This is a genomic window from Limnospira indica PCC 8005 (assembly GCF_000973065.1).
Lineage (GTDB): Bacteria > Cyanobacteriota > Cyanobacteriia > Cyanobacteriales > Microcoleaceae > Limnospira > Limnospira fusiformis.
This window is the reverse complement of the sequence record NZ_FO818640.1, coordinates 1794183-1813256: the sequence shown is the minus strand read 5'-3', so window position 1 is coordinate 1813256 and position 19074 is coordinate 1794183. Positions and strand designations below refer to the sequence as shown.

The window sequence follows — 19074 nt, the reverse complement described above, 5'->3', positions numbered from 1 at the left end:
TTAGTTTGGGTTCGAGTCCCATCGTCCGCTTATTTTTGAGCAACGATTCGCCGTTGATGAGTAGAGACGATTAAGGCATATTTACCCGCCTCAACTCTCTACCAACATCAAAAACTGACTGATTAATCTAATTCGCTTTCGAGAATTTTAGAAATCGCTTTTTTAGTGCTATCCTGAAACTCTCGAACATTGACACGGCTTAATAAACTAATGGCGCAAATCATCCCTACAGCCTGAGTTGCAAATACAGTCCCATAAGCCAAAACGGGAACCTCAAATATGAACCGACCTAAGTCTAGGAATGCTCCCCCCAATACGGTGGCTAAACCCCGCGCCATAGCCTGAGCCAGTCCCCAAGCGCCGATAAAAGTTCCAGCAGTTTCTGCGGCCGTCAGGTCTAGCATTAAACTAATAGCGCCAGCAGTTAAGATACCAGAAAACAAGCCAAAAAACAACAGTGAACCCTTGAGCATTTCGGGGTTAGTGGTAAATCCCGCCATAATAAACAATACTAAGGCGATCGCTACCCCCACACAACCTAAACGGACGGTATTTTTCTTACCAATACGCGGGACAACTAAAAATCCGGTAGAGCCAATTCCCACCAAAGTTCCGACCCCAAAAAAAGCATTTAATCGCGCGGTTTCAGAAATTGACATCCCAAAGACTTCACCCCCATAAGGTTCTAGTACAGCATCCTGCATAAATAGGCTAATGCTCATAATTAACAGGAAAGTAAAAAACCAACCTGTTTGGCGGTTAGCGGTGAGGATATGTAAAGCACGACCTAGGGTAATTTGGTCTTCTCTGTCTGCTAAAGTAGAGCGATCACTATATCGAGAAAAGCGCTTTTCTACCCCCCAGGTCGCCACCATACACAGAAGAAATACCATCGTCGGAACCATGATAAATAGGGGGTTAATGGCTGCTTGTAGGGTGGATATATCAACCATACTCCCAGGGGTGGGTAGGTTAGCAGAAACCGGGTCAATCTCGCCAACTTCCTGCTGATTGAGAATTTTAGAACTAATAATAGCTCCGACTACAATTCCCACCATCAACATAGACCAGACAATGCTGATCAGTTTAGATCGGTCATCTTCATCAGATACATCAAATAACAAAGCAGCGAAGGGGGTAGAACTGGCGCTGAGAGCTAAACCATAGAAAGCAAACACTACCGCTAATAATGCCGCCCAAACATAGCTTATCCCTGTCATACCATAATTTTGAATACTGGTTCCCAATTGCCATGTCACCTGCATAGCCAGGAAAGAAGTAGTGGTAAACAGAGCCGCACCCATCCACACATAAACGCTGCGATGTAGACCCCAGATCGGTTTTCCGTCGGAGAGTTGACCAAACCACACTCGGCTAGGAGAGACGAACTGGTGCATAGCGATCGCACCCGTCGCCATGAGAGCTGGAACCCTTAGTTCATCAATCATTACTCGATTAATGACTCCCAGGGTCAGCAAGGACATAATCCCCAGTCCCATTTGAAATAGACCCAATCGGAACATCGTCACCATACCCACTTTCGGTTTTGGTGGCTTATTTGTTGCTGTCGAGGGTGTTGACTCAGGTAAACTGTCGATTGCCATAGCACCTATAGGAAATTGATACCAAATTAACTCTTCATTCCTAGCCTAGCAAAATGTTGTGATTTAGACTGAATAGTTTTCTACCCTTACTTGGGGACTAACTAGATTCACCTAGGGGAGACTGTTCAGGAGTCTATGGGATATGATAAGACTATGATCAGACTGGAGAAACTGTCAAGAGTAAATTCTGTGAAATTATGAAATCCCCTATTATATCTCAATCAATTCAGATTAAAAATAAAAATATTCACTATTTAGAAGCAGGTCAGCCTGATGCTCCTTCGGTCTTATTATTACATGGGGCTAGTTTTCGCGCTAAAACCTGGGAAGAAATCGGCACCATCAAACAATTGACTAATCAAAATTATCGAGTGGTGGCTGTGGATCTTCCCGGCTATGGAACCTCGGAAACTATCTCTGATGAACCTGTACAATTTTTGGTGAAGCTAACTGACAATTTACAATTACATAACACGGTCATTGTTTCTCCTTCTATGAGTGGTCGATATAGTTTACCCTTTCTAATTCAACATCATGAGTCAGTACGAGGCTTTGTGGCTGTGGCTCCGGTGGGTATTTTAAAAATGGCTGAAAAACTTGAGGGTATTCAAATACCGACTTTGGCTATTTGGGGAAGTAATGACCAAATTGTGCCGCCTAGTCAGGCTGATATCTTAATTCAAACTATGCCGAATTGTCAAAAAGCGATCCTTAAAAATGCTGGTCATGCTTGTTATCTGAAAGCGCCGAATAAGTTTCATGAAAATTTAATTCAATTTCTGAAGTCTCTCAAATAGCTGTCCAATCTAGCTGTTCAATATCTGATGCTTGATAATTTTTGCCATCAATCATTATCCTTTGATTATATTGTTGTCACAACCTCTAATCCACCAGTTGTTAAAGTAAGATGGATGAAAAATCTAAAAAGGCGCTATTTATCCTGGGTGGACTAGATGAAGATGACCTGCGGTGGGTAGCTTACCAAGGTAGGTTACAGACTTTGGAACAAGGAGAAATACTGATTCATGAAGGAACACCTATCAACGCGCTTTATATTATTTTAAGCGGAACACTTAGGGTATATATTCATTCTAATAATAACCATGATCGTGACCTGGCTTATCTATCACAAGGGGAATTAGTAGGCGAAATTTCTTTTTTGGATAACCGCGCTCCTGTCGCTACTGTTGAAGCTGTGGAAACTACGGAATTGTTGGCAATTCCTCGCTATCAACTAACTAGCAAACTCCGCAGTAGTTCTAAATTCTCAGCTAGATTTTATCAGGGGATTTGTTGGTGTTTAGCTAACCGTATGCGCGGGACGGTTCGACAATTGGGTTATCAGTCTTCTGAACCTGAACAAGATATACTATTTGGTTGCGAATTTACCCAAAATATGCAAGATTTTATGATAGTAGCAGAGGCTAAACTAAACTGGTTAATTCACAAGATACACCAGATGCGTTGATAGCTCAATCTTCCCGGAAAATTGGCGGTTATTTGATATCTGTAGATGGTGGAAGATCACCCCATCTACAGATGATATGCTGATTGACTTAGTGCTACTCACGCCACTAGACCACCCCTAAAACTGGTCTTTCATTCCCCTGATCCGAGCAAAGGTCTGGATATCATCTTTACCTTGAACGGCTAACTGTAATGCGGGTTCATCCCAACGTAGAAAGGGATTAGTTGCCTTTTCTACGCCTATTAATGAGGGGATAGTGGGTTGGTTTTGACTGCGAGCTATGGTGACTTTTTCCAAGCGATCGCGTAAGTTGATATTATCACCATCTACTGTTAGCGCAAATTTCAGGTTGTTTAAGGTGTATTCATGAGCGCACCAGATCCGTGTATCATCGGGTAGCGATCGCAATTTAGACAGAGAACTAACCATCTGGCTAGGGGTTCCTTCAAATAAGCGACCACACCCCCCCGCAAATAAAGTATCACCGCAGAATAATTCCCCCCCTTCCTTATCGGTAGCCGGAAAATAGTACGCAATATGACCGCGAGTATGACCGGGAACAAAGAATACATCGGCTTTACGACCGCCAAATTCTACGCGATCGCCTTCTTTTAAAAATACTTCCTGTCCGGGAATGCGATCGCGATCTTCTGCGCCTCCATATACTGTTAAATTGGGAAAATGCTTCCTCAATTCACGATTTCCTCCCACATGATCCGCGTGGTGATGGGTATTAAAAATCGCTATCAGTTCCGCACCCAGTTCCGACAATTTTGCTAGTACCGGGTCCGCTTCTGCTGGATCAACTACCGCCGCCTGATTCTGTTCGGGGTCATGCAGCAGAAATATGTAGTTATCTGATAAAGCTGGTAGTCTATAAACGTCCATTCATTTTGCTCTCACAACTCAGGGAACACTTTGATCTCAAATATATTCTGACACTATCAAAACCCTTAGAACAACACCAACTATAATTAAGCTATCCTAATCGTTTCGCCAAAATAGTTTTGTTTTTTAAAAGTATTTTAAGATTTAATACAATTTTATGGCTAATTACTCTCAAATACTTGACGAGAGCATGGGGGTTTTGCTATCCTCAAAGAAATCGCATCCAAGGGCTTGCTGTGTCTACACGCCAAAAAATAGACTACAACCCCCATGATATCGCGAAATATAATATTATCCGGCAACAATTTAAAATTCACGATGCACGAGTTTTTGAGGAATTGGGGACGGCCCCCATTCCACTTATTGACAAAATCGCGGTTATATGTATATAGCCATAATTACTCCTGGTCATCCTCAAAAATATTTAACTGTTGAATATTGGTAGTATTAGCAGGAGGTTTTTGAATACCCTTTCGCAAACCCATAGCAATTTTGCTGTGTTTTTCAATTTGTCGCATGACCTGTTTAGCGCGTTTAATGACGACATCAGGCAACCCCGCCAAGCGTCCGGCTTCGATACCGTAGGACTTATCAGCGCCGCCGGGTTGAACTTGATGCAAAAAGATAATTTTATCTGGCAATTCTTTGACAGTGACCTGATAATTGGCGACATTATCAAGAATGGAAGCCAGTTCATTTAACTCATGGTAATGAGTGGCAAAAATAGTCCTAGCCTTAATAGTAGTAGCGAGATATTCGGCGACTGACCAGGCTATAGACAACCCATCAAAAGTGGCAGTTCCCCTACCAATTTCATCTAACAAAACCAATGATTTGGGAGTAGCATGGTTAAGGATATTAGCAGTTTCATTCATTTCTACCATAAAGGTAGATTGACCTGTAGCCAAGTCATCCACCGCGCCTACTCGCGTAAAAATGCGATCGCAAATGCTAAGTTTAGCAGAAGTAGCCGGAACAAAGCTGCCGATTTGTGCCATTAATTGAATCAAGCCAATTTGTCGGAGATAACAGCTTTTTCCACTAGCATTAGGACCTGTTAAAATAATCAAATCTGGATGAGAAGGCGGCGAAATGTCCGCCGTCGGTAGGGTCACCTCTGGGCTCCCCAACTGGGCGGTATTTGGCACAAAAAAGCCAGCAGGTAGAGATTTTTCGACTACAGGATGCCTACCTTCTATAATTCTAAGTTCCCGTCCGCCGACTATTTCCGGGCGACAATAACCCTGATAAACAGCAATTTCAGCTAATCCACATAATACATCAATAGCGGCGATCGCCCGCGAAATTTCCCTAATTAAATCCGTGTGTTCTCCCACTTCGTCTCGCAGGCGAGCAAAGATTTCATATTCAAGCTGATTAAGGTCTTCCTTAGCGGTTAAAATTCGCGCCTCTCTTTCTTTCAACTCTGGGGTGATGTAACGTTCCTCATTGGTGAGAGTTTGTTTACGGATATAATCATCAGGAGCCTGATCAGACTTAGAGCGAGTAATGCTAATATAGTAGCCAAAAGTCTTGTTAAAACCCACTTTGAGGGTAGGAATTCCGGTGCGTTCCCGTTCCTGAATTTCCAAATTAGCAATCCATTGTTGGTCTTCAGCCGCCCCAGCCTGCATTTGATCCAATTGCGGATCAACCCCCGGTTTAATTAATCCCCCTTCCTTTAAATAAAGAGGAGGGGACTCGACTAGATAACTATTAATTTTTCGTGCCAGTTCTTCTAACAAGGGAGGCACATTTTGTAAAGCCTTCAAATAGGGAGATTTTGCGGACTTAGCCAAGGCTGCGAGTTGTGGTAATTTCGATAAAGAATCAGCCAAACTGACCAAATCTTTAGCGTTAGCGGTACCATTAGCAGCCCTCCCTGTCAACCTTTCCAAGTCATAAATTTTCCGTAAGAGTTGCTGAAGGTCTTGTCGCAATTCGGCATTATTAATTAATTCTTGAATCGTATCATAACGGGAACATATCCCCTTAATACTCAGCAAAGGTTGCAGCAACCAACGACGTAAAGCACGAGCCCCCATAGCGGTAGAAGTTTGATCTATTGCCCATAATAGAGACCCCTGCAAAGTGCCATCACGAATAGTTTGGGTAATTTCCAAATTTCGGCGAGTTTGATAATCTAAAATCAGATAATCACTAAGAGTATAACTATGTAACTGTTGTAAAGGCACGGCATTTTGTTTCTGGGTTTCCTCCAGATATTCCAAAAGTCCCCCAGCGGCTCTGACTCCTAGGGGCAAATTGTGGCAACCAATACCTTCAAGCGATCGCAATTTAAACTCTTCTAAAATTCGCGACCTAGCTTCCCCCAAAGTAAAAGGGATTTGGGAGCGCAAAGAATAGCAAAAGTCCGCAGGCAAACAATCAGGCAAACTCTCACTTTTCTGTCCTGGTCGTAACATTTTACCTAAATCAGGCGCATGAGTAGGGAACAATATTTCCGAAGGTTGTAACCGCATCAATTCCTGAGTCAAATGTTCCAAATTCTGAGATTGAGTAGCCAAAAACTCTCCCGTTGACACATCAGCATAAGCCAGACCCCAGTGGTCTCCAGCTATGACCACCGCCGCCAAAAAATTATTCTGGCGACCTGGCAGCATTTGGTCATCAGTCAAAGTTCCGGGAGTCAAAATGCGGGTAATTTCTCGCTTAACCTGTCGTCGTTCTTTAGCAGCGATCGCCGCATCTTCCACCTGATCACAAATCACCACCGGATAGCCCTTTTCCAGCAACATATTGCTATAGCGGTAAACGTGCTCAAAAGGCACGCCAGTCATGGGGACCCGACCAATTTCCTTTCCTGCCGATTTAGTAGTTTGAACCAACTCTAATTCGCGGGCAATTGTAACGGCATCCTGAAAAAAACACTCAAAGAAATCCCCCACCCGAAAAAACAGTAAAGCATGGGGATATTGGTCTTTCACCTCAATGTATCGCTGCATCATCTCCGACAGTTGAGAGCGATCCAATTGTCGGTAGTCCGCATTATTAGGTAAAGATTCCGATCCACTAGGGGAAAAATTCATAAGCGATTTAAGGAGCTTTTAACATCGGAACTGCCAACACACATATTATCATCATTGACAACGTAGTAGGGGAGGCATCTAGCAATCAGGAAGTCCAGACTCTTTATAGCCACCGGGTGCTGAAAGTATCTATATCAAGGTGAACCACCTAGACTATAGCCCTAACCAGAGCTCAGGCTACCATCCAGGTAAATATTACCATTGATGATGTTGACGACACCCAACTACCCCCAAATGCAAGCCGTAAGCAACAAATTTTAACCTAACTCCCAGGCTAATTACTGTTCATGGGGCTTGACTAATGCTACCATTGGACTAAAGGCTATCAACTCAGGGGCTACCAATCGAATTAAAACCCTTTCGTCTCATAGGAGCATGATTTAATCTCAAATTAGGTTAATATTTTAGGGCAATATGGTATAAGAAGCGAGAAGAGTTGAGGATAAACCTATTGCCAGATATGTCAAACCCAAGGAAGCGGCCAAAATCCTTGGAGTCCATGAAAGAATACTCCGCAGATGGGACGACAATGGCTCAATCGAGACCATCAGAACCCCCGCTGGGCAACGACGATACAACGTTGAGTCATATTCTGATTCCATATCAGGCAGTGACAAACGCAAAGTCGTTATCTATGCCAGAGTTAGTAGCCGCGCCCAGCAGTCCGACCTCAACCGACAGGTAACCGCACTGTCCAACCTCTACCCCGAAGCAGAAGTCGTCTCAGAAATCGGAGGCGGGCTCAACTTCAAGCGAAAGAAAATGCTGGCCTTACTGGGACATCATTTGTCAGGAGATGTCCGCATGGTTGTCGTTGCCCACAAAGACCGATTGGCAATATGGGGATTTGACTGGTTTCGATGGCTCTGTGAGTAAAACAGGTGCTCACTCATGGTTCTCAACCAGACAAGTCTCAGTCCAGAACCAGAAATGGTTGAGGACATCCTCGCCCTCCTCCACTGCTTTAGCTCCAGATTATACGGACGGAGTAAATACAAAACTCAGGTCAAAGAAGATCCGGATTTACCCCAGCCCCGAGCTAAATCAAGTCTGGCGTAAATGGCTGGCCGCTTGTCGGTATTGCTACAACCAAGCAATTGCATTATCCCGGAGTGGTAAACGACTAAGCAAGTTAAAGTTACGCTGCGGAAGTGATGCAGAGTGACTTACCCGAATGGGTCAAAGAAACACCCTGCCACATTCGGCAAAATGCCATCTTTGATGCCTATCTCGCCTTTTCAGCCAGTCCTGGCGCAAGGTTTAGGAGCTGTCGGGATAGTTCTCAAGCCATCAAGTTTAACGATGCTAATTTCTCTTCAGGGAGTTGGTATCCAAGACTAACGAAAGGATTAACTTTCATGGTTTCCGAACCCATCCCTAAAACTTGCGGGCAAGGGACTCAGTTGGTGTTTACCAAAGGTCGATGGTTGGCGATTTTCCCTGAGCCAGTTGCCGTTACCCCAACTGAAGCTACTGGCGTAATTGCATTAGACCCGGGTGTGCGAACTTTCATAACTGGGTTTGATGGTTCACGATTTCTGGAATTGGGCTCCGGGGATATTGGAGGCATTACTAGGCTATGTCAACATTTGGATGATTTGATGAGCCGAATCGCCAAGGAACCCTGTCGTTCAAGAAGGCGACGGATGAGGCAAGCGGCTCAACGAATGAGAACCAAAATCCGCAATCTAGTTGATGAAGCCCACAAACAAATTGCTCACTACTTGACTCACAACTACAGCATAATTTTTCTGCCGACCTTCGAGACTTCCGATATGGTTGCCAAGGTGAAGCGGAAAATCAAATCCAAGACTGCCCGCGCCATGCTGACATGGGCGCATTATCGATTCAAACTAACCCTGAGACATCAAGCCGAGATAACTGGAACCACAGTTGTAGATGTGACGGAAGAATACACCAGCAAAACCTGTACTCACTGTGGTCATGTGCATTCCCAGCTAGGTGGCTCAAAAGTGTTCCGATGTCCGGAGTGCGGGTTCACTCTACCCAGGGACTGGAACGGTGCTTTTGGAATCTTTCTAAAAGCTTTGCGGGATACCGCCTCTGTTACCTTAACGGGTAATAGTGCTATCGTCGCATTGTCAGGCAATAGCCGGATAAATGTCGCGTAAATGTATAGCATTAGTCAAGGTGGTTAGGACGCAGCTTTGAGAACGGAATCCATGGCATCATGGAGAGAATCAAACTGCTCACGTGCAGTGGCGAATACGGGCTTTCAGCCACGACCAACATTTCTCTATCTTGTTGAGGTCTGGCGAATAAGGCGGAAGATAGAGTAAACGGCATTGAGCTGCCTCCACCAGTTCAGCAATCCGTCCCCCTTTATGAAACGTTGCATTGTCCAATACTAGAGTCTGACCTGGCTTCAATGTTGGAATTAAGATGAACTCCAACCACAACTCAAACACTGTCCGATGACAACAACCCTCAAAGCTAAAGGGAGCTAAGAGTTGTTGATGACACCATGCGGCTATCATACTTACCCTGCCCTGCCTCTTCCCTGATTTGAGTGCATGGAAGCGTTTTCCTTCCTCGCAGTAACCATAAGGGTAATCCGAGTCCTGACTATTCATGCCGGCTTCATCGAGGTAGACCACTTCTTCCGGCTCCATCTGTTCAATCTGAGCCATAAACTCCTCTCGCTGTTGCTCATCACGTTCTTGGTAGCCGTAAGTTTTTTTCTGGTGAAGCCAATTTTCTTCAAGGCTCTGGATATGGTGCGAGGAGAGATGTCGTCATCCCAAAGTTCAGCCATTTGAGCTGCTGTTTTGTGGCCATGCTCTTGGGCAAAAGCCTTGAATTTTTGCCAGTCGGTAATTTTGTGGTTATTGCCAGGTCGGTGATGAGGTTTAGGGAGGAAGTCTCCGGTCTGTGCTTTTCTTTGCAGCCAGAGATTAATGGTGTTCCGGCTGACATGGAAAACTTGACTGGCTTCTGTTTTGGGCATACCGTCTAGTTCAATGGCATCAATAACTTTTTGTCTGAGGTCGTAACTATAGGGGGCTGGCATTTTTGGTCTTCTTAGTCATCTCGTCCTCTCCATTATACGTCCTAAGTATTCTGTCTTGTGCTATAGATGTGACGGAAGAATACACCAGCAAAATCTGTACTCACTGTGGTCATGTGCATTCCCAGCTAGGTGGCTCAAAAGTGTTCCGATGTCCGGAGTGTGGGTTTACTCTACCCAGGGACTGGAACGGTGCTTTTGGAATCTTTCTAAAAGCTTTGCGGGATACCGCCTCTGTTACCTTAACGGGTAATAGTGCTATCGTCGCATTGTCAGGCAATAGCCGGATAAATGTCGCGTAAATGTATCAGAATCAATCCATCGTTTGGGAAGATCTCAATGTGTCTGGGATGCTGAAAAACCGAAAGCTCAGTAGAGCTATTAGCTGGCAGGGTTGGCGGGAATTCAGGGTTTTGGTTAAGGCTAAATCTGAAAAGTTTGGTCGTCAGTTTAACGTCATCAATCGCTGGGAACCCACAAGTCAAATTGGTTCTGGCTGTGGGTTCCGATGGGGCCAGCTTGATCTCTCTGTCCGTTCAGTGCTTTGCATCAATTGCGGGGCCCAACAGGATAGAGATGAAAATGCAGCCCGAAATATAGAAATGGTCGGCATGGGGCATCGGCACGACCTTAAATGGACACAGAGGGAAGATAAGACTGGCTTGCAAGCACATCGAGCGCGAAGTGTCAAGAATCACCGTAGCTTCAGCCCGGTGAGTATGTCAACTAAAACCCAATTTTGAATTAGGTTGTTGACCTGTTCGGGTATTTCATCATGGGGACAGTGACCAGCATTTAAAAAATATTCCGTCAGTTGGGGGTAATATTCACGAAAGCGATCGCTTCTCGCGCGACAGTTCATCCAAGGATCTCCTTCTCCCCATAACATCAACAGTGGACAGCGAAGACGCGATAATAAAACATCTACCGGATCTCCCTGACGACTCTTAAACACCGATGCAAATACCTTAGCCGCGCCGGGAGTGCAGGAAGGACGATATATTTCCTCCACCAGGCGATCGGTAACAGCACTTTGATCCAAATAAACTTTTTGCAGAGTTTTCCGAATTACTGAACGTCGCCTAGTCCATTGGAAAACCAAAAAAGTCGTCCAGTCCTGAATTAGGAGTGATCGCATCATTCTCGAGGTCTTTTGTTTCCAGGTAGGCGGTTCTATCTTAGTCTGAGTATCCGAAAACGGACCCGCACTATTCAATAAAATCAACCCCGCCACCCCATCAGGATAATCCGCCGCCACGCACAGACTAGCATAACCCCCCAACGAATTACCCGCCAAAACCGTTGGCCGTCCGATCACCTCGGTCATAAAATCATGAAGCTGATCGCGCCACAACTGTCCAGTATATTCCCAATCAGGTTTAGCCGATCGCCCAAACCCTAACAAATCAATAGCCCACACATCAAACTCAGAACTTAATCCCTCAATATTCTTGCGCCAGTGGTCTGTCGATGCACCGAACCCATGCACCAACAATAAAGAGGGGCGTTGGTCAACCTTTGTCGTTGCCACATCCTCACCCGCTGAACCTTCTCTGACATAATAAATCAATTGATCGCGCCACTTCCAATAAGTCCCCTCATAGGAGTTCGAGTCAGTTACTAAAGTAGTTTGCATTTTACTTAAATTCGTTAATTTTATTGGATGTTATACAGCAAAGATTGATTAATAACCACTTATTGATTCTCTCCAGGTAATCCACGCCAAGGCTGGTATTCTTCCAAATCAATCTCATCAAGAGTTGGTCCCTCTGAAGGCTCAACCGTCATATTTGGATGTTGCACCACACAAGCCAGATGAGCCCCTTGTAAACCCCGTTTAATCCGTTCTGGAGTTTCTGCAAACAGCACAAATAGGGGGTAAATATTTTCAGCCTCTTGGGAATACAAATAACTATAATGATGAGGCATCACCCATTCATAGCCACTATCCAAGTAAACCTGAGTTAATCTCCACCGCCTCAGTAAATCCGAAAGATCTTCGTGGGGTTTATGAATAAAAATCAATATTTCCGAGCCGACTTTAACCTTCCATTCTGGATCGCACATCAACACCGCAATATCACAGGGAAGACAAACAGCTTGATTTGGGCTAATAGTAATATGATTATGCCCCGCATAGGAAACACCATTGCGTAACCTGACAATGGGTAGCGGCAGAGTGATCAAACTTTCTTCCGGGCGGCGCAGACTGGGAATCATTTCCCAATAAGGTCGATGCTGTTGCAAAAGATTAATCATTGTATTTGCATAGCTGTATTCAGACAGCAAAGTTTCATAATGGGATTGTTGAACTGGCATTTTTTAAAAACCTGGTAACATCTTTTCCGACCACAGGAGAAATTAATTTCCCCGGCGATTTGGTGTCGTAGCACTTATAAACTCTCAAACACCTTAAACATTGGCAGATACATCGACAGCAGTACAGAAGCCACAATACCCCCTACTACTACAATCATTAAAGGTTCTAGCGCACTGGTTAGAGATTTTACCGCCTCCTCAACTTCCGTTTCATAGAAAGCGCCTACTTTCATTAACATTTTATCAAGTTCCCCAGATTCTTCTCCGATCGCAATCATCTGAATCGCCAAACCTGGGAACACATTTTCTTCCTGTAAAGCCAGACTGATCAATCCCCCCTGTTGAATCTCATTTCTGGCGTACTCAATGGCATTAGCGATCGCCTGATTACCAGCTACATCTCGGACAATTTCCATAGAGTTCATAATCGGCACACCAGAACGAGTCAGACTACCAAAAATAATACAGAAACGCGCCACCGCCGACTTTTCCAGAATCGCACCAAATAGGGGCAGTTTCAAGTAAATCTTATCAAAAAATAACCGCCCAGAGTCAGTTTTATAAGCCACAGTATAGGCAAAATAAATACCAATCAATGAGCCAATTACTATAGCTTGGGGAATAGGCGGCCAAGTCGTACAAAAATCACTGATTTTCAGCATCATCACCGTAAACAGAGGTAACTCCACCCCAATTTGCTCAAAAATACCCGAAAAGGTAGGTAGCAAAAACGTAGCCATACCAAAAAACACAGCGATCGCAATAAACAATACTGTTTTTGGATAAGAAGTTGCCGACTTAATCTCACTCTGAGTTTTATGGTTTTTTTCCATCATCACCGCCAGACGTTCTAGGGTTTCATCCAAAACCCCCCCAGTTTCTCCTGCCGACACCATACTCACAAAAAGCTGGTCAAACACATCAGGAAACTTTCTCATTGACGATGATAATTCCTCCCCTTCTTCCACATCAGCACGCAGAGTATTAATAGCCCTTTTTAGCTTCGCATTTTCACACTGTTCTCCTAGCACACTTAAACAGCGAGCCATCGAGATACCTGCATTAAACATAGCCGCAAACTGACGGGCAAAGATCGCGAGATCTTTCACCGTAATCGATGCCATCGCTACATTCAGATCTTCCTCGAATTTCTTGAAGTCAAAGCCTTGTTTTCGAGAGTGGCTCTTGACCATCCTATTAGTTGTCATATCTCACCTCTATTTATATAGATATAATTGTCAGTCTCCCATAGCACACCAAGTTCGCAACTATAGCAACCCTAAAAAAGGTAGTGACCAACCCCACTTATATGAGAGACTACAAGCAGGGGGGGGTCTGAAAAACTCTCCTTTTTAAGGATGCTTACCTACCTAACTTGGTGGTATTATGCTTTCACCTTCTGACCCTTACCAGCCTTAGGCTGAGGACCAATGAGCCGTTCAAGTTCATCAGGCTTAGAGCTCTTACTCATAGCAGCCTCCCAAGTAGCCTTACCTTCTTGATAAAGTTTGGCCAAAGACATTTCCATCGTCTGCATTCCCAATTTAGCCCCCATTTGGATCTGGGAGTAAATTTGAGAAGTTTTTCCTTCCCGAATCAAGTTACCCATAGCCGGAGTATTAAGCATAATCTCCATAGCCGCACAACGACCGCCACCAATTCGCGGTACCAGGTTTTGACTACAAACCCCCACCAGAGAACCGGACATTTGCGCCCGCACCTGCGGTTGTTGAATAGGGGGGAATACATCCAGCATCCGGTCTACTGTTGCTGAAGCCGAGTTAGTGTGCAGAGTTCCAAAGACCAAGTGACCCGTTTCTGCGGCCGATATCGCCAGACCGATAGTTTCCAAGTCCCGCATTTCCCCCACCAGAATAATATCTGGGTCTTCACGCAAAGCCGCTTTGAGCGCATTAGCAAAACTCTTGGTATCCTCACCCTTTTGGCGTTGGTGAAACAGACTCTTGATATTAGGGAAAACATACTCAATGGGGTCTTCCACAGTCAGGATATGTTCTGAGCGTGTGCGGTTGATCAAGTCAAGTAAAGCGGCCATTGTGGTAGTTTTACCGGATCCTGTCTGTCCCGTCACCAGAACCATACCACGAGGTCTTTCGGTCAAATCCCGCAGGATTTGGGGAACCCCCAACTTATCAGCATTGGGAATTTGAGAAGCCAAAGCTCGCAGACAAGCAGCCCAGCAACCCCGTTCCCGGTAGACATTCACCCGGAACCGAGCCAGTCCCTTAACCCCATAGGCGCAGTCTAGTTCCCAGTTTTGCTCCAACTGCTTACGCTGCATATTATTGAGCATCTGGAAAATCAAAACCTGCACCTCTTCAGCAGAGAGAGTTTCTCCAAATTGGGGTTGTGGAGTCAGTTTCCCGCTGACGCGGTAAAAGATAGGCGCTCCTGCTTGAATGTGAATATCTGAGCCTCCTTGTTCAACCAAAGACTCGAGAACATCCTCAATCATCAAACCACGCATAGATAAACCTCCAATGGAATTTGAGTTTGTACCTTATCGATCGCTTGCGCGCGTCCCAACACACGGAAGGGGGAACATAGCCAGAATTTTTCTAAACTTTCATCCCACCTGATACATTTACGCGACATTTATCCGGCTATTCCCGGACAATGCAACGATAGCACTATTACCCGTTAAGGTAACAGAGGCGGTATCCCGCAAAGCTTTTAGAAAGATTCCAAAAGCACCGTTCCAGTCCCGTGGTAGAGTGAACCCGCACTCCGGACATCGGAACACTTTTGAGCCACCTAGCTGGGAATGGACATGACCACAGTGAGTACAGGTTTTGCTGGTGTATTCTTCGGTCACATCTACAACTGTTCAGTTATTTCCGCGCTTATGTCTCAGGGTTAGTTTGAATCGATAATGCGCCCATGTCAGCATGGCGCGGGCAGTCTTAGACCTGATTAGACGCTTCACCTTGGCAACCATATTGGAAGTCTCGAAGGGGGGCAAAAAATCAGGCTGTGTTATGGGATGGCCAGGGATGCGACCCAATCAACCAAGGGGTTGAAGTCCTCACCGGGTAGTCCCCACGCCCATTTCAGCTCGATTTCATACCCGAAGGTCTCGCACCATACTTGGTATTATACCGTATTGCCGTAAAATGTTAACCTAATTTGAGATTAAATCATGCTCCTTCTATTGTGAATGATTTTTTGTCCGGGTGGGTTCATAACGTGATCTCAAGTTCCCAGCCCAAGACTACTCAAAGGCTGTTTACATAGTAAACCGAGGAGTCAAACAATAGGGACAGTCCAACCATTCCGGCTTTAATTCCGCCGCACATCCTTTACAGGTCAAACCCTGCTTCCGTTTAGCCTTCAACTCCGATTCCAGAGCCGAATCTGTAAAGGTTACCCGTTCCACCTCCTCAAAAGTTGTATGGCCTTCACGCACCAACTGCAAACTGTAGGCTAAGAGAGTTTTCATCCCTTCCTCAACAGCAGCCTCCTTAATTTGTTCAGTGGGCGCTCCCTTAGTAATCAGAATTTGCATCCGCTCCGTTACTTTAAGGAATTCATAAACCCCAACCCGGCCCTTATAGCCTAGACCACCACATTTTTTACATAACTCGCCGCGATCGGCTAGTCCCCGGCGTTGATCTGCCGGAACAGTATTTGCCTTATAGAAAGTAATATCCACCTCCCCAGAAGCAGAAAGACCATAACGACCAAATTCTTGGGGAGTTGGGGTATAGGGTATACGACATTCAGTACATACCCGCCGCATCAAACGTTGAGCCAGGATACCCAACAGAGCCGCAGATACCATGAACGGCTCAACTCCCATCTCATCCAAACGAGCGATCGCCCCCGCCGCATCATTAGTGTGAAGAGTAGTTAAAACCAAGTGTCCCGTCAGAGCCGCTTCAATAGCAGTTTTCGCCGTTTCCAAGTCCCGCGTTTCCCCCACTAGCAAAACATCAGGGTCTTGTCGTAAGAATGCCCGCAGGATATTAGCAAAAGTCAAATCTTTTTCCCGAATCACCTGACATTGGGTAATACCAGGTAGAGCATACTCAATCGGGTCTTCCGCCGTACTAATATTAATACCCGGATCATTGCGCTCTGCCAAAACCGAATACAAGGATGTAGATTTACCAGAACCCGTAGGTCCTGTTACCAAAATCAACCCAAAAGGACGACTAGCAGTTTCTCGGACCATTTCCAAAGTTTCCTGGTCAGAGATCAACTTATCCAAACCCAATTGAGTCGAAGAACTATCAAGAATCCGCAGAACAATCTTTTCCCCATAGCGACTCGGCAGGCTATTGACCCGAAAATCCACCGTCCGGCCCTGATAAATCCGACGAATCCGGCCATCCTGAGCTTGGCGACGTTCAGCGATATCAAGATCGGCAATAATTTTAAAGCGGGAGGTAATAGCAGAAATCACCTTTTTCGGGAAACTAAAATATTCCTGCAAAACCCCATCTTTACGCATCCGAATCCGCATATCATGCTCTTGGGGTTCCACATGGATATCAGAAACACCCTCGGACAGAGCTCTCGCCAGAATCACATTCACAGCCTTAATAACTGGTGCAGTTTCCGCCTCTTGGAGCTGTGCATCGAGGTTCATGTCTCCCATGTCCTCAGAGGCTTCTACCAGTTCTACATCCTCAAACTCACCCTCGCCAAACTGGAGTTTTCTCTCTTCCTCCCGAGCCGCTTCTACTTGCTTGCGCTTAACTTCCTCCTCACCGTAGGCTGTAATCAGTTTGTCATAATCTTCTTGAGTAATAACCCGCCGCTGTAGTTTCCATCCTACCGGACGCAGGATTTGGTTTCTCAACTCATCCAAAGCACTCAGGTTATCTGGGTCAACCATTGCCATCATCACGCTAGGAGTTGGCTCCGACTCGATGATTTTCCAAGGCACAAAACGATGTCGTTTGCAGGTCTCAATAGAAGTTTCCAGCTTTTTGATGATTTCTTCTAGTTCAGCCACCGAAATCTGATCTATTTCTAGGTCAAAGGCCTCAACCCCATAGACAATTTTTAACTCAAATAGCTGTTGTTTTTTATAGTGACGGGCTAATTCCGGGGGTAGAGGCTGACCGGTAATGGATTCGAGAACTTCGGTGAGAGGTTTTCCGCCACGAGAGTCCTGAATAGCCTGCTGTAGTCGCTCAGGGTCAATATATCCTGACTGAATAAGTTTATTACCAAAGGGAGTTGCACTTTGAGCAACAAGAGCAGTTCGCCGGGGGGATGATGTATTGGTCATAGCTGGAGTCAGGTCCTTATGTCTAGGCTTCCCCAAAAAGTTGGGAAAGTTTCTTGGGTGAGTATGGAAGTCTCACTGTTAATTTACAGTTTAACCGCTGGTGCTATATCCACAACTAGGGACTGAGGACATTAGCCCTATTTACCTGGTGCTAAAGCTCAACTTACCAACGGGTGAATATGTTTTCCTGTCGCCGTGGGTGATAGGTTTATTTTGACACTTCTCGCCCTAAAGGGTCGAGGATTCTTCGTTCATAGACTTAACTTGCTCTAGCAGGATTACTCAAACCAGAGTAGAGGTCAAATCTCCCCAAGGGTTTGGATTTATTATCCAAGTTCCCACCTGCCCCGTGGTACTCAAGACAATTTCTTTGGTAAGGTAACCGATCGCCGGGTAATTGTGATTATATGCAGCCGAGGGCATGAAAGTTTGACCAGGGGGTGATTTGAGGTATTTTAACCCGATTTTATAGCTGAACGAATCGCGCCTGTGGTATTAAAATGGATCAAGATCACGAAAGCACGTTAACGGAGAGCGGAGTTTTCCCTAGGCTATAGGCTTAGGGATGCCGTCGCTCGATTTTCTATTATGGACGATAACAAGCAGGAAGACATGGTTCCTAATTCGACAAGTGACAAAACGGATGAGACTACAGAACCTGTAGCATCAGATCCGGGTTCTGTTGAGTCTGAACAGATTGATCAACAGACGGATACTGAATCTGATTTAACATTGGAGCAAGCAACGATCGCTGATGATGGCGAGGAAGCTACGGACGCGGAACTGAGTTCCGATCCGATTTATATTGCCAATGAACAGCTTAATGAGCAGTTGCAGACCATAGCCCAAGCGCGAGAGTCCCTTCAGACTCAACTGATGGATATGACCAGTCAATATCAGCGACTAGCTGCTGATTTTGAGAACTTCCGTAAGCGCACACAGAAGGAAAAAGAAGACCTCGAACTCAATATCAAGTGTTCCACGATCGGGCAGCTTTTGCCAGTGATCGATAACTTTGAGCGAGCCAGAGCCCATATTAAACCCCAAAATGATGGTGAAATGAACATTCACAAAAGCTATCAGGGGGTTTATAAACAGATGGTGGAGTGTCTTAAACAAATTGGAGTATCCCCCATGCGCCCGGAGGGTGAACCATTTGATCCTAATCTCCATGAGGCGGTGATGCGCGAACCGACCAGCGAGTATCCAGAGGGAACAGTGATTGAAGAACTGATGCGGGGGTATATACTAGGCGATCGCGTCTTACGTCATGCCATGGTGAAAGTAGCTACAGAACCAGAACTCTCAGATACCACAGAGGAGCCACCAGCAGAAGGTTCTGAGGATTAATCGCCTAAATCAACTCAATGGGCGCAACTACTGCGCCCTAAGTGTTATACAGCCAGGGAAAGGGGGTAGACTTATGTAGTAAGTGGGTCTAGCTTCTAGGCTCTTAT

The 19074-nt window shown here is 45.3% G+C and carries 14 protein-coding genes and 4 pseudogenes; 8 read left to right on the top strand and 10 right to left on the bottom strand.

Annotated elements, in window-relative coordinates:
• Nucleotides 1-122: 122 nt before the first annotated feature.
• Complete coding sequence (locus tag XZ46_RS07980; protein ID WP_006620576.1) at nt 123-1604, bottom strand: BCD family MFS transporter; 1482 nt, start codon at nt 1602-1604, stop codon at nt 123-125.
• Nucleotides 1605-1801: 197 nt separating this feature from the next.
• Here XZ46_RS07980 and XZ46_RS07975 point away from each other — a divergent pair, with 197 nt between their 5' ends.
• Entirely contained in the window at nt 1802-2401 is a 600-nt protein-coding gene (locus XZ46_RS07975; protein WP_006620577.1) for an alpha/beta fold hydrolase, read from the top strand.
• Nucleotides 2402-2511: 110 nt separating this feature from the next.
• Entirely contained in the window at nt 2512-3072 is a 561-nt protein-coding gene (locus XZ46_RS07970) for a cyclic nucleotide-binding domain-containing protein (protein WP_006617983.1), read from the top strand.
• A gap of 117 nt (nt 3073-3189) precedes the next feature.
• On the opposite strand, the gene gloB is transcribed toward XZ46_RS07970, so the two are convergent.
• Both gloB and mutS read right to left on the bottom strand, forming a co-directional pair.
• Nucleotides 3190-3960, bottom strand: a complete 771-nt coding sequence (gene gloB, locus XZ46_RS07965; protein WP_006620578.1) for a hydroxyacylglutathione hydrolase — start codon at nt 3958-3960, stop codon at nt 3190-3192.
• A 398-nt stretch (nt 3961-4358) separates the two neighbouring features.
• Nucleotides 4359-7010, bottom strand: a complete 2652-nt coding sequence (mutS, locus tag XZ46_RS07960; RefSeq protein ID WP_006620579.1) for a DNA mismatch repair protein MutS — start codon at nt 7008-7010, stop codon at nt 4359-4361.
• A gap of 450 nt (nt 7011-7460) precedes the next feature.
• Here mutS and XZ46_RS28640 point away from each other — a divergent pair.
• From XZ46_RS28640 to XZ46_RS07950, 3 genes and pseudogenes are all read left to right on the top strand, one after another.
• Nucleotides 7461-8069, top strand: a pseudogene (locus XZ46_RS28640) (IS607 family transposase).
• Complete coding sequence (locus tag XZ46_RS38000; protein ID WP_150105342.1) at nt 8026-8175, top strand: helix-turn-helix domain-containing protein; 150 nt, start codon at nt 8026-8028, stop codon at nt 8173-8175. Before XZ46_RS28640 ends, XZ46_RS38000 begins: the two are co-directional and overlap by 44 nt.
• Nucleotides 8165-9142 carry an RNA-guided endonuclease InsQ/TnpB family protein gene (locus XZ46_RS07950; RefSeq protein WP_048895001.1) on the top strand — a complete coding sequence of 326 codons (978 nt, stop codon included), beginning with the start codon at nt 8165-8167 and terminating at the stop codon, nt 9140-9142. Before XZ46_RS38000 ends, XZ46_RS07950 begins: the two co-directional genes overlap by 11 nt.
• Before the next feature lie 23 nt (nt 9143-9165).
• Here the strand turns inward: XZ46_RS07950 and XZ46_RS32015 are convergent.
• Nucleotides 9166-10041: pseudogene (locus XZ46_RS32015) on the bottom strand (IS630-like element ISAtsp1 family transposase).
• Nucleotides 10042-10103: 62 nt separating this feature from the next.
• Between XZ46_RS32015 and XZ46_RS28630 the strand changes: the two are divergent.
• Both XZ46_RS28630 and XZ46_RS28625 read left to right on the top strand, forming a co-directional pair.
• Nucleotides 10104-10340: pseudogene (locus tag XZ46_RS28630) on the top strand (zinc ribbon domain-containing protein); the annotation flags it as partial.
• Nucleotides 10341-10781, top strand: coding sequence for a zinc ribbon domain-containing protein (locus tag XZ46_RS28625; protein ID WP_006669469.1), 441 nt, complete (start codon nt 10341-10343; stop codon nt 10779-10781).
• On the opposite strand, the gene XZ46_RS07935 is transcribed toward XZ46_RS28625, so the two are convergent.
• From XZ46_RS07935 to XZ46_RS07915, 6 genes and pseudogenes are all read right to left on the bottom strand, one after another.
• Nucleotides 10733-11674, bottom strand: a complete 942-nt coding sequence (locus tag XZ46_RS07935; protein ID WP_006620584.1) for an alpha/beta fold hydrolase — start codon at nt 11672-11674, stop codon at nt 10733-10735. The genes XZ46_RS28625 and XZ46_RS07935 overlap by 49 nt on opposite strands.
• 59 nt (nt 11675-11733) lie before the next feature.
• Nucleotides 11734-12357, bottom strand: coding sequence for a hypothetical protein (locus tag XZ46_RS07930; protein WP_006620585.1), 624 nt, complete (start codon nt 12355-12357; stop codon nt 11734-11736).
• 74 nt (nt 12358-12431) lie between these two features.
• Complete coding sequence (locus XZ46_RS07925) at nt 12432-13565, bottom strand: type II secretion system F family protein (protein WP_006669468.1); 1134 nt, start codon at nt 13563-13565, stop codon at nt 12432-12434.
• Nucleotides 13566-13741: 176 nt separating this feature from the next.
• Nucleotides 13742-14845, bottom strand: coding sequence for a type IV pilus twitching motility protein PilT (locus tag XZ46_RS07920; protein ID WP_006620587.1), 1104 nt, complete (start codon nt 14843-14845; stop codon nt 13742-13744).
• A gap of 117 nt (nt 14846-14962) precedes the next feature.
• Nucleotides 14963-15343 (bottom strand): annotated as a pseudogene (locus tag XZ46_RS28620) (zinc ribbon domain-containing protein); the annotation flags it as partial.
• Nucleotides 15344-15604: 261 nt separating this feature from the next.
• Nucleotides 15605-17617 carry a GspE/PulE family protein gene (locus XZ46_RS07915; protein WP_006669467.1) on the bottom strand — a complete coding sequence of 671 codons (2013 nt, stop codon included), beginning with the start codon at nt 17615-17617 and terminating at the stop codon, nt 15605-15607.
• A gap of 588 nt (nt 17618-18205) precedes the next feature.
• Between XZ46_RS07915 and grpE the strand changes: the two genes are divergently transcribed.
• Entirely contained in the window at nt 18206-18967 is a 762-nt protein-coding gene (grpE, locus tag XZ46_RS07910) for a nucleotide exchange factor GrpE (RefSeq protein ID WP_008049500.1), read from the top strand.
• Nucleotides 18968-19074 lie beyond the last annotated feature (107 nt).